This is a genomic window from Enterobacter sp. 148H3 (assembly GCF_034107425.1).
GTDB classification, from domain to species: domain Bacteria; phylum Pseudomonadota; class Gammaproteobacteria; order Enterobacterales; family Enterobacteriaceae; genus Enterobacter; species Enterobacter vonholyi.
Genome location: NZ_JAWNEI010000002.1, coordinates 287,439 through 308,819, shown reverse-complemented (window position 1 = coordinate 308,819; position 21,381 = coordinate 287,439). Strand labels below are relative to the sequence as shown.

Sequence of the window (21,381 nt, the reverse complement as noted above, 5' to 3'; positions counted from 1 at the left end):
AAATGTTTTTGACGCAAATCAAGCGCTTGTCATTTAAAAAATCACACAAATTGCGCTTGATCGCAAAATTTCGTTAGAGATCACATTCCTGGCGCTTTACTTCCTGCCAGACTTCTTCCATCGCGTCGAGGTCAATACCGCTCATTTCCAGGCCTCGCGAGGCGACAATCCGCTCCACTTCGCGAAAGCGGCGTTCGAACTTAAGGTTGGCTTTTTGCAGCGCCGTTTCCGCTTTTACACCCAGGTGGCGAGAAAGGTTGACGGTCGCAAACAGCAGGTCGCCCATCTCTTCCTCAAGCTTTGCTTCATCCACCACCGCCTGCTGCGCTTCATGCATGACCTCGTCAATCTCTTCGTGCACTTTATCCAGCACCGGGCCGAGAGAGGTCCAGTCAAACCCCACCGCGGAGCAGCGTTTCTGAATTTTGTGCGCACGCATCAGTGCGGGCAGGCTCAGCGGAATGTCGTCCAGCGCGGAGTGCTGGGATTTTTCTGCCCGCTCGGCGCTTTTGATCTGCTCCCAGCGGGCCAGCACTTCGGTGCTGTTTCCTGCGGTAGCGTCACCGAAAATATGGGGATGACGGCGCTCAAGCTTGTCGCTGATTGCTGCGCAGATATCGTCAAAGTTAAAGCGCCCTTCTTCCTGCGCCATTTGTGCATAGAACACCACCTGGAACAGCAGATCGCCCAGCTCGCCGCGCAGGTCGTCAAAGTCTTCGCGGGAAATGGCGTCCAGCACCTCATAGGTCTCTTCCAGGGTGTACGGGGCGATGGTAGCGAAAGTCTGCTCTTTGTCCCACGGGCAGCCGTTTTCCGGGTCGCGCAGGCGTTTCATGATGCCGAGCAGGCGGTCGATTTGAGTCATAATTCTGTCCTGATAAAAAAATGCCGGGTGGCGGCGTTGCCTAACCCGGCCTACGGAAGAGGATGTTTAGCCGCCGTGCAGACGACGCGCGTCAATCACATCCGGCACCTGGTTCAGCTTGCCAAGCACGCGGCCCAGCACCTGCAGGTTATAGATTTCGATGGTCATATCGATGGTGGCAAGCTGCTCGCGGGTATCGCTGCGGCTGGCGACGCCCAGCACGTTGACCTTCTCGTTGGCAAGAATGGTCGTGATGTCGCGCAGCAGGCCGCTGCGGTCGTTGGCGGTAACGCGCACCACCAGCGAGTAGCCAGCGGAATAGCTTTCCCCCCAGACCGCTTCCACGATGCGCTCAGGCGCATGGGACTGAAGCTCGGCAAGCTGGTCGCAGTCGGAACGGTGAATTGAAATCCCGCGCCCCTGGGTGATAAAGCCGACGATATCGTCGCCTGGAATTGGCTGACAGCAGCGGGCAATGTGGTGCATCAGGTTACCTACACCCTCGACCACCACGCGGCCGTTGTCTTTACTGCGCTGCTGCGGCGCGTAGGTTTTCTGCTGCAGCTGCTTCAGCGCCGCAGCATCCTGTTCTTCCGCGCTTGGCTTATTGAACTGCGCCTGCAGGAAATTCACCATCTGATTCAGACGAATATCACCGCCGCCAATGGCCGCTAACAGCTCGTCAAGCTCGTTGAAGTTGTAGCGCGGCAGCAGGAATTTTTCCGCCTCTTTCAGGCTGATTCCGATATGCTCCAGCTCGTCGTCGAGGATCTGGCGACCGGCAAGGATGTTCTTGTCACGATCCTGCTTACGGAACCAGGCGTGAATCTTCGAGCGCCCGCGGCTGGTGGTGACGTAGCCCAGGTTAGGGTTAAGCCAGTCCCGGCTCGGGTTGGGCTGCTTCTGGGTAATGATTTCAATCTGGTCACCCATCTGCAGCTGATAGGTGAACGGTACAATACGCCCGCCGATTTTCGCCCCGATGCATCGGTGTCCCACATCGCTGTGGATATGGTAGGCAAAATCAAGCGGCGTAGAGCCGGCCGGCAGGTCGACAACGTCCCCTTTCGGCGTAAAGACATACACCCGATCGTCAAAGACCTGGCTGCGCACTTCGTCGAGCATCTCGCCGGAATCGGCCATCTCTTCCTGCCACGCAATCAGCTTGCGCAGCCAGGCAATGCGGTCTTCGTGGCCAGAACGCGCCCCACCGGAGGTGCCTTCTTTGTATTTCCAGTGCGCGGCAACGCCCAGCTCGGCGTCTTCATGCATCTGTTTGGTGCGGATCTGAATCTCAACCGTTTTACCGCCAGGGCCAAGCACCACGGTATGGATAGACTGGTAGCCGTTCGGTTTTGGGTTGGCGACATAGTCGTCGAACTCATCGGGCAGATGACGGAAGTGAGTGTGTACTATCCCCAACGCGGCGTAGCAGTCCTGCAGACGCTCGGCCACGATGCGCACGGCGCGCACGTCAAACAGCTCGTCAAAGGCGAGGTGTTTCTTCTGCATTTTGCGCCAGATGCTGTAGATATGCTTAGGCCGACCATAGACTTCGGCGCGCACGTTCTCTTCTTTCATCGCCTGGCGCAGGCCGCCGACAAACTCCTCGATATAGTGCTCGCGGTCGATACGGCGCTCGTGCAGAAGTTTGGCAATCCGTTTATATTCCGCCGGGTGCAGATAGCGGAAGCAGTAATCTTCCAGCTCCCATTTCAGCTGACCAATCCCTAAGCGGTTCGCCAGCGGCGCATAGATGTTCGTACACTCTTTGGCGGCCAGCACGCGCTCGTCTTCCGGCGCATCCTTTACCTCTCGCAGGTGGGCAATACGCTCGGCCAGCTTGATGACCACGCAGCGGAAATCATCCACCATGGCCAGCAGCATCCGGCGAACGTTATCGACCTGCTCTGAGGAGACGGAATCGGTATGAGCGGCTTTAAGCTGACGAATGGCCGCCATATCGCGCACGCCGTGGATCAGCGCGACGACGGATTTCCCGACGCTATCGCGCAGCACGTCTTCGCTGACCACGTCCGCATCCGCGAGGGGGAAGAGCAGCGCGGCCTGCAGCGTTTCGATGTCCATGTTCAGCATGGATAAGATTTCAACCATCTCCACGCCGCGCCACAGGAGAAGATCGGCGTCGGGATGCCCCTGCGTGGTGCGCAGACAATAGGCCCAGGTTTCGGTTAAGCGTTCACACGACTGCTGGCTGGAAATTCCCAGACTTGCGATCCATTTTTGTGGGTCAAACTCCCCAGCTTTATTGAGATGTGCACTTCTTACCGCAACCATTGTCCTCTCCTTTAGGGACCAGGGCCTGTCGAAGTCGACAAGCCAAACAAATTAGATGTGCTCGAACAACACCATCGATTCCAGATGCCCAGTGTGCGGGAACATGTCCAGCATTGCCAGACGCTGAATCTGGTAACCCGCGCTGAGTAATGCCTCGCTGTCCCGGGCAAGCGTTGCCGGGTTACAGGAAACATAGACCACACGCTTCGGCGCGAGTTTAATAATATGTGCCATCACGCCCGGGGCACCGGCACGTGCCGGGTCGAGCAAAATTTTATCAAAGCCCTGCTTTGCCCACGGCTGTTGAGTGACATCTTCCTCAAGATTTTGATGAAAGAATGTCACATTTTGCAAGGCGTTCTGCCGCGCGTTCTCCTGCCCTTTCGCCACCAGCGCCTCAACGCCTTCCACGCCGACGACGCTGGCCGCTTCTCGCGCCAGCGGCAGCGTGAAGTTGCCCATTCCGCAGTACAGATCGAGCACCCGATCGCTTTTCTGGACATCCAGCCACGCCAGCGCTTTCGCCACCATCTGCTGGTTAACGCCATCATTGACCTGAATGAAATCCCGCGGGCTAAACGTTAAGCGTAGCCCGTTTGACGCATACCAGGGCGCCTCACCGGTAACCTGCTCAAGTATCTCGCTTTGTGGTGCCAGGAAAAGCGCCAGGTCGTGGGAATGCGAAAAGCGTTCCAGTTTTTCGCGATCTTTTTTCGACAGCGGCGCGGTGTGGCGCAGCACCATCAGCGGGCCATTGTTTGCCATGACCAGTTCGACGTGCCCGAGATGGCGTACGCCGTCCAGCCCGGAGAGGCAAATGCGCACTTCCGGAAGCAACGCCTCAAGATGGGGCACCAAAATGGGGCACTGCTTCACGTCAACGATGTCGCTGGAGCCGGCCTTGCGAAACCCCATCTCCAGACGATCCGTTTTTGGCTGATAGCTGAGGCTCAGGCGCGCGCGACGACGATAGCCCCAGGGCTCGTCGGCAACAATTTCGTTAACGTCATGTTTGAGCAGACGCGCCAGCGCGCGGCTTTTACTTTTTTGCTGTAATTCTGTACTCGCATGCTGTTGCTGGCAGCCCCCACAAACGCCAAAATGCGGGCAGCGGGGCTTCACGCGCTCCGGGCTATCGTTGAGACGACGCTTAACCTGTCCGCGCGCGAACTGGCGTTTATCTTCCGTCAGCGTAATTTCTGCTCGTTCTGCTGGCAGTAAACCTGTTATAAACAGAGCCTTACCATTGTGACGTGCTACTCCCTGACCAAACGGATCGAGGTCCGTGGCTTCAACAGTAATGATTTCACGCGTCGTCACGCGTCGCTTTGCAGAGTAGAATTGCGCCATCGCCGAGATTTTTCTCACATAAACATAATTATCTTAATTGTCCCATAACGGAACGCCATGACCAACTACAGCCTGCGCGCGCGCATGATGATTTTGATCCTCGCCCCCACCGTTCTCATCGGTTTGCTGCTGAGTATCTTCTTTGTGGTGCACCGCTATAACGATTTGCAGCGGCAGCTGGAGGATGCAGGCGCCAGCATCATCGAACCGCTTGCCGTATCGAGCGAGTACGGCATGAACCTGCAAAACCGCGAATCCATTGGGCAGTTAATCAGCGTACTCCACCGCCGCCACTCGGACATCGTACGCGCCATTTCCGTTTACGACGAACATAACCGGCTGTTTGTCACCTCGAACTTTCATCTCGATCCGGCGGCCCTGAAGATCCCGGACGGTACGCCGTTCCCGCGCCACCTCACCGTATTGCGGCGCGGCGATATCATGATCCTGCGCACGCCGATCGTGTCGGAAAGCTATTCCCCCGATGAGTCCGCGCAATCCGACGCCAAATCCAGCAATAATATGCTGGGATATGTGGCGCTGGAGCTGGATCTCAAGTCGGTCCGGCTACAGCAGTACAAAGAAATCTTCATCTCTGGCGTGATGATGCTGTTCTGCATTGGCATTGCGCTGATCTTCGGCTGGCGCCTGATGCGCGACGTGACGGGCCCCATCCGCAACATGGTTAACACGGTTGACCGCATCCGCCGGGGACAGCTCGACAGCCGTGTGGAAGGCTTTATGCTGGGCGAGCTGGATATGCTGAAAAACGGCATCAACTCGATGGCGATGTCGCTGGCGGCGTATCACGAAGAGATGCAGCACAACGTTGACCAGGCGACGTCCGACCTGCGCGAAACGCTGGAGCAGATGGAGATCCAGAACGTTGAGCTGGATCTGGCGAAAAAGCGCGCCCAGGAAGCGGCGCGTATCAAGTCTGAATTCCTTGCCAATATGTCGCACGAGCTGCGTACGCCGCTCAATGGCGTGATCGGCTTTACCCGCCTGACGCTCAAAAGCGAGCTCAACCCCACTCAGCGCGATCACCTGCACACCATTGAACGCTCGGCCAACAACCTGCTGGCGATCATCAACGACGTGCTGGACTTCTCCAAGCTGGAAGCGGGCAAGCTGATCCTGGAAAGCATTCCCTTCCCGCTGCGCAGCACGCTCGATGAGGTTGTGACGCTGCTCGCGCACTCATCGCACGATAAAGGCCTGGAGCTGACGCTTAATATTAAAAACGACGTGCCGGATAACGTTATTGGCGATCCGCTGCGCCTGCAGCAGGTCATTACCAACCTTGTCGGGAATGCCATTAAATTCACCGAAAGCGGTAATATCGACGTCCTGGTAGAGAAACGCTCGATCAGCAGCAATAAGGTTCAGATTGAAGTCCAGATCCGCGATACCGGCATCGGTATTCCGGAGCGCGACCAGTCGCGTCTGTTCCAGGCGTTCCGTCAGGCGGACGCCAGTATCTCCCGCCGTCATGGCGGCACCGGTCTGGGGCTGGTGATCACCCAGCGTCTGGTGAACGAGATGGGCGGCGATATCTCTTTCCACAGCCAGCCGAACCGCGGTTCAACCTTCTGGTTCCACATTAATCTGGACCTTAATCCGAACGTGCTGACCGACGGTCCGATGACGGACTGCCTGAAGGGCAAGCGACTGGCCTATGTTGAGCCTAACGCCGCAGCGGCGCAGTGTACGCTCGACATATTAAGCACCACGCCGCTGGAGGTCGTCTACAGCCCAACCTTCTCCGCCCTGGCCGTTGAGCATTACGACATCCTGCTGATGGGGATCCCGGTCACCTTTACCGGCGAGCTGACCATGCAGCAGGAGCGGCTGGCGAAAGCCGCGTCGATGACGGACTATCTGCTGCTGGCACTGCCTTGCCACGCTCAGCTGAATGCAGAAGAGTTAAAAAATGACGGAGCCGCCGCGTGTCTGCTGAAACCGCTCACCGCGACCCGTCTCCTGCCCGCGCTCACGGAATATTGCCGTCTTAGCCAGCATGCCCTCCCGCTGATTAACGATGAGCAAAAATTGCCGATGAGCGTGATGGCGGTGGATGATAATCCGGCCAACCTGAAGCTGATTGGTGCATTGCTTGAGGACCAGGTTCAGCATGTTGAGCTGTGCACCAGCGGCGCGCAGGCGGTTGAACAGGCTAAGCAAATGCAGTTCGATTTAATTCTGATGGATATTCAGATGCCGGGAATGGACGGCATCCGGGCCTGCGAGCTGATCCACCAGTTGCCGCATCAGCAGCAAACGCCGGTCATTGCGGTCACCGCACATGCGATGGCGGGCCAGAAGGAGAAGCTGCTGAGCGCCGGGATGAACGATTACCTGGCAAAGCCCATCGATGAAGAGAAACTTCATAGCCTGCTGCTGCGATATAAGCCGGGTCATATCGGCGGGACGTACACGGTTTCCAGCGAGCAGGCTGAGGTAAGCGTTAATCAGAACGCCACCTTTGACTGGCAGCTTGCGTTGCGCCAGGCGGCAGGTAAACCCGATCTCGCCCGCGACATGCTGCAAATGCTGGTCGCGTTTCTGCCGGAGATCCGCAATAAGGTGGAAGAGCAGCTGGTGGGTGAAAATCCGGAAGATCTGCTGGACGCGATCCACAAGCTGCACGGCAGCTGCGGGTACAGCGGCGTGCCGCGGCTGAAAAACCTCTGCCAACTGCTGGAGCAGCAGCTGCGTGCCGGTACGCCGGAATCGGAGCTTGAACCGGAGTTCCTGGAGCTGCTGGATGAAATGGATAATGTGACGCGGGAAGCGATGAAGGTGTTGGGGAGCTGAGGTAAATGCCCGGTGGCGCTACGCTTACCGGGCCTACAATTGCGGGTGCGGCCTGATGCCCTTACCCCGCTCCTCTCCCACAGGGAGAGGGAGAACTACATTCCCTGCCCCACTTTCAGCACCGCAGCGATATTCCTTGCGGTCATCCTGACGTTCTCGCTGGCATTTTCCAGCGCGTCTTCCAGCGAGCAAATGGTGTAGATCACGCTAAACACCGCATCAATGCCGTGATCGTGTACGACGCCAACGTCCGCCGTCAGGCTGCCTGCAATGCCGATAACGGGTTTGTTAAAGCGTTTCGCCACCTTCGCCACCCCCACCGGGACTTTGCCGTGGATCGTCTGGCTATCAATGCGGCCTTCACCGGTGATCACCAAATCCGCATCGGCCACCTGGTCGGCCAGGTGTAGCGCATCGGTCACGATCTCAATGCCCTGGCGCAGCTGCGCGCCGCAAAAGGCGTACAGCGCCGCCCCCATGCCACCCGCCGCTCCGCCGCCAGCAAGGTTTAGTACGTCGATATCCAGATCCCGGGCAATGACTCTCGCATACTGAGCCAGCGCGTTGTCCAGGGTGACGATCATCTCAGGTGTGGCACCCTTTTGCGGTCCAAATACGGCTGACGCACCGTCCTTTCCGGTGAGTGGATTCGTGACATCACATGCAACTTCTATCCGACACTCCGCCAGACGTCTGTCCAGCCCGCTCAGGTCGATACGCGCGAGTTTTCCCAGTTCGCCTCCGCCCTGCCCAAGAGGTTGTTCGCTCGCGTCGAGCAATTTAGCGCCCAGCGCCTGCACCATCCCTGCTCCGCCGTCATTGGTGGCGCTGCCGCCAATGCCAATGATGATATGCTTAACGCCCGCATCCAGCGCATGCCGAATCAGTTCGCCCGTGCCCCAGGAGGTGGTTTTCAGGGGATTACGCTGTGAAGGGACGACCAGCTCCAGGCCGCTTGCCGCCGCCATTTCAATAAAGGCGCTCTGCTCGTCACCGGATAAGCCATAAAACCCGTCCACGCGCTCACCCAGCGGGCCGGTCACCGGAACATGCACAATGCGTCCATGCGTTGCCGCGATCATCGCCTCAACCGTCCCTTCGCCACCGTCCGCGACCGGGATTTTGACGTAAACCGCCTCGGGAAAGATCTCGCGAAAACCACGCTCTATCGCTGTCGCAACCTCAAGCGCACTCAAACTTTCCTTATACGAGTCCGGTGCGATAACAATTTTCATAAGCCATCCTTACGCATAGTCGTTACGTTAAGCATACACCACGTAAAAGACCGCTCATGGGAGCGGTCCCAATGCGTTTATCGTACCATGCACGGGCGTTTATTGTCGAATGTCCAGTCGGGGATCAGATACTGCATCGCCATCGCGTCATCGCGCGCGCCCAAACCGTGTTTTTGATACAGCTCATGGGCTTTCATGACCTGCTCCATATCCAGCTCAACCCCCAGCCCCGGTGTGGAAGGCACCTGAACCATGCCACCTTTGATCTCAAACGGCTGCTTAGTCAGACGCTGATTACCCTCCTGCCAGATCCAGTGCGTGTCGATAGCGGTAATCGTCCCCGGAGCGGCAGCGGCAACGTGCGTGAACATTGCCAGCGACACGTCGAAGTGGTTGTTAGAGTGCGAGCCCCAGGTCAGGCCAAACTCATAACACATCTGCGCCACGCGCACCGAGCCCTGCATCGTCCAGAAGTGCGGGTCCGCCAGCGGAATGTCGACAGACTGCAATGACAGCGTGTGTCCCATCTGACGCCAGTCGGTAGCAATCATATTGGTCGCGGTTGGTAGCCCCGTTGCTCGGCGGAATTCCGCCATCACCTCACGGCCCGAGAAGCCTTGCTCAGCCCCACACGGATCTTCCGCATACGCCAGCACGCCTTTCAGCTGTTTACCAATTTTGATCGCTTCATCAAGCGACCATGCTCCGTTAGGATCCAGCGTCACGCGCGCCTGTGGGAAACGTTTTGCCAGCGCGGTGATGGCTTCCGCCTCTTGTTCCCCGGCCAGCACGCCGCCCTTCAGTTTGAAATCATTAAAGCCATATTTTTCGTACGCGGCTTCCGCCAGGCGCACCACCGCATCCGGGGTCATCGCCTCGTCGTGGCGGAGTCGGTACCAGTCGCATTGTTCATCAGGCTGGCTCTGATACGGCAGCGGTGTCAGCCTGCGGTCGCCGACAAAGAACAGATAGCCCAGCATTTCCACTTCGCTGCGCTGCTGTCCTTCACCCAACAGCGACGCGACGTTGACGCCCAGATGCTGACCCAACAGATCCAGCATCGCGGATTCAATCCCGGTCACCACGTGAATGGTGGTACGCAGATCGAAGGTCTGCAGGCCACGTCCCCCGGCATCGCGATCGGCAAAGGTGTTGCGCACGGTGTTCAGGACATTTTTGTACTCACCCAGCGTTTTGCCCACGACCAGCGGAATGGCATCTTCCAGCGTCTGGCGGATCTTCTCCCCGCCCGGAATTTCGCCCACGCCCGTATGGCCGGAATTGTCTTTGATAATGACAATATTGCGGGTAAAGAATGGCGCATGCGCGCCGCTCAGGTTCATCAGCATGCTGTCATGGCCCGCAACCGGAATGATTTGCATGGAAGTGACGACAGGGGTCGTAAAGGTACTCATCGTGTAATCCTTTTATCAGTGACGTCCAAAAACAGGGCGCTTACGGTCAAATGTCCAGCCGGGGATAAGGTACTGCATCGGGCCCGCGTCGTTACGCGCGCCGCCCGGTAGCTTTTTATACGCCTCATGGGCTTTATGGATCCGATCCCAGTCCAGCTCCACGCCCAGACCCGGCGCATACGGTACGGCAATTTTGCCATCTATGATTTCCAGCGGATTTTTCGTCAGTCGGGCTTCACCTTCCTGCCAAATCCAGTGGGTATCGATGGCGGTCGGGTTACCCGGCGCCGCCGCGCCAACGTGGGTAAACATCGCCAGCGAAATATCAAAGTGATTGTTCGAGTGACAGCCCCAGGTGAGCCCCCACTCATCGCACAGCTGGGCCACGCGGACTGCGCCTGAGAGCGTCCAGAAGTGCGGGTCCGCCAGCGGTATGTCGACGGCGTTAAGCATCACCGCGTGACCCATTTCGCGCCAGTTGGTGGCGATCATATTGGTCGCGACAGGTAGCCCGGTGGCGCGACGGAACTCAGCCATGACTTCTCGACCCGAGAATCCTTGCTCCGCGCCACAGGGGTCTTCTGCATAGGTCAGGACATCGCCCAGCCCTTTGCACAGACTAATGGCTTCATCCAGCAGCCATGCGCCGTTGGGATCGACGGTGATCCGTGCATCAGGGAAGCGTTTTTTCAGCGCCCGGGCCGTTTCAATCTCCCGCTCGCCGGGCAGCACGCCGCCCTTCAGCTTGAAATCCTTAAAGCCGTAGCGATCCTGCGCCGCCTCGGCCAGCCGCACCACCGCGTCGCTGGAGAGCGCTTCCTGATGGCGCAGCTGATACCAGTCGTGATCGCCCGCGGTTCGGGCCAGATAGGGGAGATCGGTCTTATTGCGATCGCCAACGTAGAACAGATAGCCCAGCACGGTGACCGCATCGCGCTGTTTGCCGGGACCCAGCAGCTCGCAGACCGGAACACTGAGCGCCTTGCCCAGTAAATCGAGCAGGGCGGCCTCCAGGGCGGCAACCGCGTTGACGCGCAACTCGAACGTCCAGGCACCTTTACCGAACGTATCAAAATCTGCCGACTGATTGCCCTTATGCACCCGCTGAACCACCTTGTTCAGACGGGCGACCTCCTGACCCACGACCTGCGGAATGGCATCAACCAGCGTCTGATAAATCACCTCTCCGCCAGGAGCCTCGCCCACGCCGGTGTTCCCTGCGCTGTCTTTCAGCACGACGATATTACGGGTAAACCATGCGTTATGTGCACCGCCTATATTGAGCAGCATGCTGTCCTGCCCGGCCACCGGGATGACCTTCATCTCCGTGACGGTTGGGCTCGATTGCGTTGTCATGATCCACGCTCCGCAACAGGTTTAAGTTCGACGCGTTTGATATCCCCCACAAGCACCAGGTAACTCAGTACCGCCACCAGCGCATGCACACCCACGTAAATCAGCGCACCGTTGAAAGAGCCGGTGGTGCCGACGATGTAGCCGATAGCGATGGGCGTAACAATCCCGGAGATGTTGCCGAACATGTTGAACAGACCGCCGCTCAGGCCGCTGATCTCTTTCGGTGCCGTATCCGCCATCACCGCCCAGCCCAGCGCGCCAATGCCTTTGCCGAAGAAGGCCATCGCCATAAAGCCGATAATCATCCACTCGGCATTGACGTAGTTACAAAACACCATTGTCATGGAGAGCAGCATGCCGAGCACGATAGGCGTTTTACGTGCGATGTTCAGGGAACCGGTGCGGCGCATCAGCCAGTCGGAAATCACCCCGCCGAGCACGCCCCCCACGAAGCCGCAGATTGCCGGGACCGAGGCGACAAACCCCGCTTTCAGAATCGACATGCCGCGTGCCTGCACCAGGTACACCGGGAACCATGTAATGAAAAAGTAGGTTAAGGCGTTAATACAGTACTGGCCCAGATAGATGCCGATCATCATGCGCGAGCCGACGAGCTGCTTGATCTGCGCCCATTTCTGGCTGAACGGGACTTTCGCCGTCGAGGATTTCTGATCCATGTTGATCAGCGCTCCGCCTTCCGCGATGTACTCCAGCTCTTTTTTGTTTACGCCAGGATGCTGGTTAGGTTCGTGGATCACTTTCAGCCAGATAAAGCTGATGACAATCCCGAGTCCGCCCATAAAGAAGAAAACGTGTGACCAGCCCACCTCATGGGTCAGCCAGCCCATAATGGGCGCAAAGATCACCGTCGCGAAGTACTGTGCGGAGTTGAAAATCGCCACCGCCGTTCCCCTCTCCTGCGCCGGGAACCAGGCCGCCACAATGCGGCTGTTGCCCGGGAAGGAAGGTGCTTCCGCTAGCCCCACCAGGAAGCGCAGCGTGAAGAGCGCCACGATAATGCCGAAGCCGCTGAAGATATCGACGAAGCCCTGCAGCAGGGTAAAGGCAGACCAGATGAAGATGGACCAGAAATAGACGCGTTTCGAGCCAAAACGGTCCAGAAGCCAGCCGCCAGGAATTTGCCCGATGACGTAGGCCCATGAGAATGCGGAGAAAACGTAACCCATCCCCACCGGATCAAGGCCGATATCTTTTGCCATTTCCGAACCGGCAATCGACAGCGTGGCGCGGTCACCATAGTTAAAGGACGTGACGATAAACAGCATCACCACTATCCAGTAGCGGGCATTGGTACGCTTTTCAGCGCTGCTCGCTGCGTGGCTTAATGTACTCATTGTTGCACTCCTGAAACATAGCTTTCGCCTGGTTCATTCTGTACAGCACCGGTAGGGTAATCAGAATGAGATTGGTTTTTGTGGTTTTGGTACGGCCTGACGCCGTTTTATAGTGACCAGAAAAGTATATGAAGGAGTGCCTCATCACCTCACCGTGCAGAAACACAGTATTAAAGGATCTATGAGAGGTTGTTTATGGCATAAGCCCAAAGCAGTGGAAGATGCTTCACGGAATTGAGGATTTGGTGCGGCTTCGTTGCCGGGTGGCGGTTAAGCCTTACCCGGCCTGGAGAACTATTTAAGCAGCGTTGCCCAGTGTTCAACCCACGGGTTTGATTCGCTTTCTGGCTCCGGGTGCTCACCCGCGTCAATCAGCAGCATCTCGCCGACGCGCTGGGCGCTCTGTTCCTGCAGGAGCGCATCGAACTGCTTGCCGCCGCCGCAGAAGTTAGCGTAAGAGCTGTCGCCGAGGGCGATGATGCCGTAGTGAACATCTGGCTGATAGCCAATCTGGTCTTTAATGCCCTGGAACAGCGGCACGATGCTGTCCGGCAGGTCGCCTTGCCCGGTGGTGGAGGTCACCACCAGAATGTATTTATCTTTATACTTTTCCCAGTCCGCCAGCTCCGGATCTTCATAGACCGTGGCTTTATGGCCCTGGCTGGCGAGTATTGCCTCAGCCTCTTCCGCTACCAGCAGCGAGTTGCCGTACATTGTGCCGACAAAAATGCCTACTTCAGCCATGCTATTTTCCCATATTGAATGCGTTTACTGTTCATCCTGAACGTTGCCCGATACAAACTCAACCCTTTCATTTTCGGGGAGTTGTCCCAGCCAGCCAAACTGTGACAGCGCCTGCATCCAGACGTCGTCCAGCCCCGCGCGGATAGTCAGCGGCTCGCCGGTAAACGGGTGCGTCAGGCTGAGCTCACTTGCGTGCAGCATCAGACGATGGCAGCCAAAGTGTTCGGCCGCGCTGCGGTTCTGGCGTAAATCACCGTGTTTGCTGTCGCCAATAATCGGGTGGCGCAGATGCGCAAGATGGCGTCGCAGCTGGTGCTTACGCCCGGTTTTGGGCAGAAGCTCAACCAGGCTGTAGCGTGTGGTCGGAAATTTGCTGGTGGCCACCGGCATTTCGGTCGTCGCCATGGCGCGATAATCCGTCACGGCGGGCTGCGGGCCTTTGTCATCGCGGGCAAATTTATCGGCGATTTTGTCCAGCTCCTCCACAAGCGGGTAGTCCAGCGTGGCGGACTCGGTCAGCCAGCCCCGCACGATCGCGTGGTAGCGCTTCTGGATCTGATGTTGTTCAAACTGCTGCGCCAGCAGACGCCCCGCCTCGCTGGAAAGCCCCATCAGCAGCACGCCGGAAGTTGGCCTGTCGAGACGATGGGCGGTAAAAACATGCTGACCAATCTGATCGCGAACGGTCTGCATCACCACCACTTTCTCATCACGATCGAGCCAGCTGCGGTGCACCAGCCAGCCAGACGGTTTATTCACCGCCACCAGCCACTCATCCTGATAGAGGATCTCAAGCGTCATGCATCTTCACCGGCAAACAGGGAATCCAGTTTTTCCAGTTCCACCAGCATGACGTCGCGCGCAGGGTGCGTCGCTTCGAGCGCCATTTCATAATAGGGAGAGACAGCAAACGCCTGCGGCAGCGGGTGACCGCCCTCAAGCAGGGCGTGCATCCGCGGAATTAACACCCACTGCAGCCATTCAAATGGGGCCAGCGTATCCAGGCAGAAAGGCTGGGTGCTCGCGAACGCTTCTGGCTGCGGCGCAGTCTCCTGCCACAGCTGATGTTGGCGCAAAAGGGCTTCGATGGCGTGCAACTGAGCACGAACGCTATCGTGTTGCGTCATAGTAACCTCAACTGAAAAAGTGAACGGCGCGCAGCATAGCATTGCGGAAGGCAGAAATAAAAAAAGGGAGCACTGTAAAAACAGTGCTCCCGGTTCGTTCCGCAGCATTCCAGCTACAATTCGTGCTCCCTGCTCATCCGTGACAACTTTTCCTGAAGCCCGAAGGCCTGGTCATCCGTCTACCTTTCGCATCGTGCACACATCTTCCTGACGTGTTTGTTTCATCCTGAAACGTCCTGGCCTTCCTGACCCACCGACCATCCTGACCGGTTCTCGTTCTCCTTCCTGGAGGTGTCCCTTACGCATCCTGCGTTATCCACTTCGCTTCATCCTGAAGCCTTCCTGCAGCGCCATCCTGACGAGTCCTGAGTGAGAAACGCCATCATCCTGATGTTCGTTTCTCGTGTCGGCTTCCTGTCGACGGAGATAGAATCCGCTATTCCGCTTCGTCTTACAACCCACTCAGCCAGCGTTGTAAGACGCGAGGACTCCCTAAAAATAATAGGCAGAACAACTAATTCATTGAAAAATAGAGTGATATTAATCTGAATTTAATGAGGTAATACTGAATGTTCCAGCGATCTCTCACAAACGTTGTAAGAGATCTCTCACACGCGATATAGCATCAGGGATTACAGAAGTGGCTCAAGTCGGGTGAGGAAATCCGCAAGAGAGGGAGCGAGAGTCTCGCGATTGCGGGTACCGATAGTCTCTTTAACCACTTCACCTGACAGGTTACAGACGGAGATAACGTCGACCTCGCTGTCCAGCGTGGCAATAAAGAGCGTCGGAGAAAGCTTAAGGCGTTTTTGCGTGACAAGATGACCAATCAGGTTTTCCTGAACACGCTGCAGATCGTCTTCGCTCCAGGTCTGCAACAGCGTCAGCGTCATATCGGCAAAGCGCGCGGGCATATCCCCTGCGAACTGCGCGGTATAAAATGCGTGAACCGCTGGTTGTACCACAATGTCCATTGCCCGCTCAACAGCATTTACATTTTGCTCGCCGTCAAAAGGTTTTGGTTGCCAGATAACGTAATCGTCGAGCGAAGAGATAATACACGGTGAAGGTACGCCATATAAATCAGAACTTTGCGGCCACGTGCCCTGCTTTTCATGCCATGCGTCGCAGTAGCGGGTCGTAAAGGTAGTGAGGGCATTTACAGTTTCGATGTCCACCGATTTCTCTCTTCTTGTCAGACAGGATAAACTCAGGCCATAAGTGTACCTGTAAAGTGGCTATGAAACATGTCTTACGAAAATCATCAGGCGTTAACCGGCTTAACGCTGGGTAAATCGACCGATTACCGCGATACCTACGATGCAAGCCTGCTGCAGGGCGTTCCGCGCAGCCTGAACCGCGATCCTCTGGGTCTGCACGCAGACGCGCTGCCGTTCGTGGGTGGCGATATCTGGACGCTGTACGAACTCTCGTGGCTCAACGCACGCGGCCTGCCGCAGGTGGCGGTGGGCCACGTTGAGCTGGACTATGCCAGCGTTAATCTCGTCGAGTCTAAAAGCTTTAAGCTCTATCTCAACAGCTTTAACCAGACAAAATTTAACAGCTGGGACGACGTTCAGCACACGCTGGAACGTGATTTAAGCGCCTGCGCGCAGGGAAAGGTGAGCGTTTCATTGTATCGCCTGCACGAGCTGGAAGGGCAGCCAGTCGCCCACTTCAACGGAACCTGCATCGACGATCAGGATATTGAGGTGGAGAATTATGAATTTAGCGCCGATTACCTCGAAAACGCGGCGAGTGACAAGGTGGTCGAAGAGACTTTGGTCAGCCATCTGCTGAAATCCAACTGCCTGATCACGCATCAGCCAGACTGGGGCTCGGTGCAGATCCAGTACCGCGGCCCGAAAATCGACCGGGAAAAATTGCTGCGCTACCTGGTGTCATTCCGACATCACAACGAGTTCCACGAGCAGTGCGTGGAGCGCATCTTTAGCGATATTCAGCGCTTCTGCCAGCCAGAAAAACTGAGCGTTTACGCGCGCTATACCCGCCGCGGCGGTCTGGACATCAACCCGTGGCGCACGAACACCGATTTTGTGCCGGCGACCGGACGGCTGGTGCGTCAATAATATAAATATTTTCACAATATGCGCGGTATCTTCCGCGCTTTAGGTTGTGAAACGTCACGCGCCAGGGCTATTGTAATCAACAGGGAAAGACGATAATCATCCCGTAAGGAGCTCACTTGATTACACATATTAGCCCGCTTGGCTCAATGGATATGTTGTCGCAGCTGGAAGTGGACATGCTTAAGCGCACGGCCAGCAGCGATCTTTATCAACTGTTTCGTAACTGTTCACTTGCCGTACTGAACTCCGGAAGCCTGACAGATAACAGTAAAGAACTGCTGTCCCGCTTCGAAAGCTTTGATATCAACGTGCTGCGCCGCGAGCGTGGCGTGAAGCTTGAAGTCATCAACCCGCCGGAAGAGGCCTTTGTTGACGGGCGTATCATTCGTTCACTTCAGGCTAACCTGTTTGCCGTGCTGCGTGACATCCTGTTTGTTAACGGGCAGATCCACAACGCAGGTCGTTTCCAGCATCTCGATCTGGAAAGCTCGGTCCATATCACCAACCTGGTGTTCTCCATTTTGCGTAACGCCCGTGCCCTGCACGTTGGCGAAGCGCCGAACATGGTTGTCTGCTGGGGCGGCCACTCCATTAACGAAACCGAATACCTTTATGCCCGTCGGGTTGGAACGCAACTCGGCCTGCGTGAGCTGAATATCTGTACCGGCTGCGGTCCGGGTGCGATGGAAGCACCAATGAAAGGAGCGGCGGTTGGGCATGCGCAACAGCGTTATAAAGAGGGACGCTTTATCGGCATGACCGAACCGTCCATCATCGCCGCTGAGCCACCTAACCCGCTGGTTAATGAGCTGATTATCATGCCGGATATTGAGAAGCGTCTTGAAGCGTTTGTCCGTATCGCCCACGGCATTATCATCTTCCCGGGCGGCGTGGGGACAGCGGAAGAGCTGCTCTATCTGCTGGGTATTCTGATGAACCCCGCCAACAAGGATCAGGTTCTGCCGCTGATCCTGACCGGGCCAAAAGAGAGCGCCGACTACTTCCGCGTGCTGGACGAGTTTATCGTGCACACGCTGGGTGAAGCCGCACGTCGTCACTATCGCATCATCATTGACGATGCCGCGGAAGTGGCGCGCCAGATGAAAAAAGCGATGCCGCTGGTGAAGGAGAACCGTCGCGATACCGGCGATGCGTACAGCTTTAACTGGTCAATCCGTATTGCGCCAGACCTGCAGATCCCGTTCGAGCCAACTCACGAAAATATGGCGAACCTGAAACTCTACCCGGACCAGCCGGTGGAAGTCCTGGCTGCCGATCTGCGTCGCGCCTTCTCCGGTATTGTCGCGGGCAACGTGAAAGAGATGGGCATCCGCGCCATTGAACAGTACGGTCCGTACAAGATCCACGGTGACCCGGAGATGATGCGCCGCATGGACGACATGCTGCAGGGCTTTGTCGCCCAGCACCGCATGAAGCTGCCAGGCTCAGCCTATATTCCTTGCTACGAAATCTGCACATAACGCTTAGCGATATCTCATCAAAGCCGGGTCGCCCTGTTGCGCGTCCCGGCTTTTTTTATTCCCGATGTAATTCATACGAATCACTTATGTCTTTAACAAACTACGCACAAACGCAAACGATTACCTTGTTTTCTCAACCGTAAATTATCAGACTTAATCCAAATTTCCCGCCAGAAAATACTAAAAACACATATCTTTACAGCTAAAGACACCTATATCACGGGTCAGTCTTTCAGCTCACATGTCGTTGGTGGTAGCCTTCGCGCCCGTAAATTCTCTTTGGTGTTTTTTTAACAGATAAATGGTCTAAAGATGCCCACATCATAAGTGGATTATTGCATTTGGGATCAGGATCACTGATAGATTCATAACTAGAATGTATCTTTCCGCCCGCCAATAGTTACGGGCAAAAATTATTAAAAAACCGTCACTGAACGAATTTCATATTACCGTCAGGCACTTTTTCATCGGATTTGACTAAAAACCTGACAATTCGCTTCCTCCAGGAGATATAGATGGAAACCACTCAAACCAGCACCGTTGCTTCGATTGAATCCCGAAGTGGTTGGCGCAAAACGGATACCATGTGGATGCTTGGCCTTTACGGCACGGCAATCGGCGCTGGTGTACTGTTCCTTCCTATCAACGCAGGCGTCGGCGGTCTGATTCCGCTGATCATTATGGCTATCATTGCTTTCCCGATGACCTTCTTTGCACACCGCGGTTTGACCCGCTTCGTGCTGTCCGGTAAAAACCCGGGCGAAGACATCACTGAAGTGGTTGAAGAGCATTTCGGCGTGGGCGCAGGTAAGCTGATTACCCTGCTCTACTTCTTCGCGATTTACCCTATCCTGCTGGTTTACAGCGTGGCGATTACCAACACCGTTGAAAGCTTCATGCTGCACCAGCTGCACATGACGCCGCCTCCGCGTGCCATCCTGTCTCTGATCCTGATTGTCGGCATGATGACCATCGTGCGCTTCGGTGAGCAGATGATTGTGAAGGCGATGAGCGTGCTGGTGTTCCCGTTTGTGGCTGCACTGATGCTGCTGGCCTGCTACCTGATCCCACAGTGGAACGGTGCAGCGCTGGAAACCCTGTCCCTGAGCAGCGCATCGGCGACCGGGAACGGCCTGCTGATGACCCTCTGGCTGGCGATTCCGGTAATGGTCTTCTCCTTCAACCACTCTCCAATCATCTCTTCCTTCGCCGTTGCGAAACGTGAAGAGTACGGTAACGGCGCAGAGAAGAAGTGCTCCAGCATCCTGGCACGCGCTCACATCATGATGGTTCTGACCGTTATGTTCTTCGTCTTCAGCTGCGTACTGAGCCTCTCCCCGGCAGACCTGGCTGCAGCGAAAGAGCAGAACATCTCTATCCTGTCTTACCTGGCGAACCACTTTAACGCACCGCTGATTGCGTGGATGGCACCGATCATCGCGATTATCGCCATCACCAAATCCTTCCTGGGCCACTACCTCGGCGCACGTGAAGGCTTCAACGGTATGGTGATTAAATCTCTGCGCGGTAAAGGCAAGAGCATTGAAATCAACAAGCTGAACAAAATCACCGCGCTGTTCATGCTGCTCACCACCTGGGCAGTAGCGACCCTGAACCCAAGCATCCTTGGCATGATTGAAACCCTGGGCGGCCCGGTCATCGCGATGATTCTGTTCCTGATGCCGATGTACGCGATTCAGAAAGTCCCTGCTATGCGTAAGTACAGCGGTCATGTGAGCAACGTGTTTGTGGTTATCATGGGTCTTATCGCAATCTCTGCGATCTTCTACTCCCTGTACACCATGTTCTGATTACCACCCGCGCCGTTTTCGGACGGCGCACTCCTCCCTCTCTGACTGAAAGCAATGGACGCATCATGATTAGCGTATTCGATATCTTCAAAATCGGTATTGGTCCTTCCAGCTCTCATACCGTCGGACCGATGAAAGCCGGTAAGCAGTTCACGGATGACTTGATTGCACGCGGCATCTTGCACGACATTACGCGCGTGGTTGTAGATGTGTACGGCTCGCTTTCCCTGACCGGGAAAGGCCACCATACCGATATCGCGATTATCATGGGCCTGGCGGGAAACCTGCCGGATACCGTTGATATTGATGCGATCCCTGGTTTCATCCAGGACGTTAATACCCACGGGCGCCTGCTGCTGGCGAACGGCGAGCACGAGGTTGAATTCCCGGTTGACCATTGCATGAATTTCCATGCGGACAACCTGTCGCTGCACGAAAACGGCATGCGCATTACCGCGCTGGCCGGCGAAAAAGCGGTATACAGCCAGACATATTACTCAATCGGCGGCGGCTTTATCGTCGACGAAGACCACTTTGGTCAAACCAGTACTTCCTCTGTCGAGGTGCCGTATCCGTACAAAACGGCGGCAGACCTCCAGCGCCACTGCCAGGAGACGGGCCTTTCCCTCTCCGGCCTGATGATGAAAAACGAGCTGGCGCTGCATAGCAAAGAAGAGCTCGAACAGCACTTCACTAACGTCTGGGAAGTGATGCGCGGCGGTATTGAGCGCGGGATCACCACCGAAGGCGTTCTGCCGGGCAAGCTTCGCGTACCGCGTCGTGCGGCAGCGCTGCGCCGTATGCTGGTGAGCACCGACAAAACGACAACGGACCCGATGGCCGTGGTGGACTGGATCAACATGTTCGCCCTGGCGGTAAACGAAGAGAACGCCGCAGGAGGCCGCGTGGTCACCGCGCCGACTAACGGCGCCTGCGGTATCGTTCCGGCGGTGCTGGCGTACTACGACAAGTTTATCCGTGAAGTGAACGCGAACTCACTGGCGCGCTACCTGCTGGTGGCCAGTGCGATTGGTTCGCTGTATAAGATGAACGCGTCTATTTCCGGTGCGGAAGTGGGCTGTCAGGGTGAAGTCGGCGTGGCGTGCTCTATGGCGGCGGCGGGTCTGGCGGAACTCTTGGGCGCAAGCCCGGCGCAGGTGTGCATCGCTGCGGAAATCGGTATGGAACACAACCTGGGGCTGACCTGTGACCCGGTTGCCGGCCAGGTACAGGTGCCGTGCATCGAGCGTAACGCGATTGCCTCCGTGAAGGCGGTTAACGCGGCGCGAATGGCGCTGCGCCGCACCAGCGAGCCTCGCGTCTGTCTCGATAAGGTTATCGAAACCATGTACGAAACCGGTAAAGATATGAACGCCAAATACCGCGAAACCTCTCGCGGCGGCCTGGCGATGAAGATCGTAACCTGCGATTAAGCCT

Annotated in this window: 16 protein-coding genes; 5 read left to right on the top strand and 11 right to left on the bottom strand. The window is 56.5% G+C overall.

Features of this window, described 5'->3' with window-relative positions; genetic code table 11:
• Nucleotides 1-73 precede the first annotated feature (73 nt).
• From mazG to rlmD, 3 genes are all read right to left on the bottom strand, one after another.
• Nucleotides 74-865, bottom strand: coding sequence for a nucleoside triphosphate pyrophosphohydrolase (mazG, locus tag USH94_RS03680; protein WP_111965441.1), 792 nt, complete (start codon nucleotides 863-865; stop codon nucleotides 74-76).
• 66 nt (nucleotides 866-931) lie between these two features.
• Nucleotides 932-3,163 (bottom strand): GTP diphosphokinase, encoded by a 2,232-nt coding sequence (gene relA / locus USH94_RS03675; protein ID WP_008499628.1) that lies wholly within the window; start codon nucleotides 3,161-3,163, stop codon nucleotides 932-934.
• 51 nt (nucleotides 3,164-3,214) lie between these two features.
• On the bottom strand, nucleotides 3,215-4,513 hold the full coding sequence (gene rlmD, locus USH94_RS03670; protein ID WP_111965440.1) for a 23S rRNA (uracil(1939)-C(5))-methyltransferase RlmD: 1,299 nt from the start codon (nucleotides 4,511-4,513) through the stop codon (nucleotides 3,215-3,217).
• Nucleotides 4,514-4,570: 57 nt separating this feature from the next.
• On the opposite strand from rlmD, the gene barA reads away from it, so the two are divergent.
• Nucleotides 4,571-7,330, top strand: coding sequence for a two-component sensor histidine kinase BarA (gene barA / locus USH94_RS03665; RefSeq protein WP_111965439.1), 2,760 nt, complete (start codon nucleotides 4,571-4,573; stop codon nucleotides 7,328-7,330).
• 95 nt (nucleotides 7,331-7,425) lie between these two features.
• On the opposite strand, the gene USH94_RS03660 is transcribed toward barA, so the two are convergent.
• From USH94_RS03660 to syd, 8 genes are all read right to left on the bottom strand, one after another.
• Nucleotides 7,426-8,565, bottom strand: coding sequence for a glycerate kinase (locus USH94_RS03660; RefSeq protein ID WP_111965438.1), 1,140 nt, complete (start codon nucleotides 8,563-8,565; stop codon nucleotides 7,426-7,428).
• A gap of 77 nt (nucleotides 8,566-8,642) precedes the next feature.
• Nucleotides 8,643-9,980: a glucarate dehydratase gene (gudD, locus tag USH94_RS03655; protein WP_111965437.1), complete on the bottom strand. Its 1,338-nt coding sequence runs from the start codon at nucleotides 9,978-9,980 to the stop codon at nucleotides 8,643-8,645.
• Nucleotides 9,981-9,995: 15 nt separating this feature from the next.
• Nucleotides 9,996-11,336, bottom strand: coding sequence for an enolase C-terminal domain-like protein (locus USH94_RS03650; RefSeq protein ID WP_111965436.1), 1,341 nt, complete (start codon nucleotides 11,334-11,336; stop codon nucleotides 9,996-9,998).
• Nucleotides 11,333-12,691: a galactarate/glucarate/glycerate transporter GudP gene (gene gudP / locus USH94_RS03645; protein ID WP_111965435.1), complete on the bottom strand. Its 1,359-nt coding sequence runs from the start codon at nucleotides 12,689-12,691 to the stop codon at nucleotides 11,333-11,335. The genes USH94_RS03650 and gudP overlap by 4 nt, the downstream gene beginning before the upstream one ends.
• 294 nt (nucleotides 12,692-12,985) lie before the next feature.
• The gene (locus tag USH94_RS03640) at nucleotides 12,986-13,435 is read right to left on the bottom strand and encodes a flavodoxin (RefSeq protein ID WP_111965434.1); all 450 of its coding nucleotides are present in this window, start codon (nucleotides 13,433-13,435) and stop codon (nucleotides 12,986-12,988) included.
• A 24-nt stretch (nucleotides 13,436-13,459) separates the two neighbouring features.
• Nucleotides 13,460-14,236 (bottom strand): tRNA pseudouridine(65) synthase TruC, encoded by a 777-nt coding sequence (truC, locus tag USH94_RS03635; protein WP_111965433.1) that lies wholly within the window; start codon nucleotides 14,234-14,236, stop codon nucleotides 13,460-13,462.
• Entirely contained in the window at nucleotides 14,233-14,562 is a 330-nt protein-coding gene (locus USH94_RS03630) for a YqcC family protein (RefSeq protein WP_047173524.1), read from the bottom strand. The genes truC and USH94_RS03630 overlap by 4 nt, the downstream gene beginning before the upstream one ends.
• 632 nt (nucleotides 14,563-15,194) lie before the next feature.
• Nucleotides 15,195-15,740, bottom strand: a complete 546-nt coding sequence (gene syd / locus USH94_RS03625) for a SecY-interacting protein (protein WP_111965432.1) — start codon at nucleotides 15,738-15,740, stop codon at nucleotides 15,195-15,197.
• Nucleotides 15,741-15,809: 69 nt separating this feature from the next.
• Between syd and queF the strand changes: the two genes are divergently transcribed.
• The 4 genes from queF (at nucleotide 15,810) to USH94_RS03605 (ending at nucleotide 21,377) form a co-directional block, all read left to right on the top strand.
• A complete protein-coding gene (queF, locus tag USH94_RS03620) occupies nucleotides 15,810-16,652 on the top strand; it encodes an NADPH-dependent 7-cyano-7-deazaguanine reductase QueF (protein ID WP_111965431.1) in 843 nt (280 codons plus the stop codon).
• A 116-nt stretch (nucleotides 16,653-16,768) separates the two neighbouring features.
• Nucleotides 16,769-18,133, top strand: a complete 1,365-nt coding sequence (gene ppnN / locus USH94_RS03615) for a nucleotide 5'-monophosphate nucleosidase PpnN (RefSeq protein ID WP_023309027.1) — start codon at nucleotides 16,769-16,771, stop codon at nucleotides 18,131-18,133.
• 515 nt (nucleotides 18,134-18,648) lie between these two features.
• A complete protein-coding gene (locus USH94_RS03610; RefSeq protein WP_111965430.1) occupies nucleotides 18,649-19,944 on the top strand; it encodes an HAAAP family serine/threonine permease in 1,296 nt (431 codons plus the stop codon).
• Between the two features lie 65 nt (nucleotides 19,945-20,009).
• Nucleotides 20,010-21,377 (top strand): L-serine ammonia-lyase, encoded by a 1,368-nt coding sequence (locus USH94_RS03605; protein ID WP_111965429.1) that lies wholly within the window; start codon nucleotides 20,010-20,012, stop codon nucleotides 21,375-21,377.
• The last annotated feature ends 4 nt before the right edge of the window (nucleotides 21,378-21,381 follow it).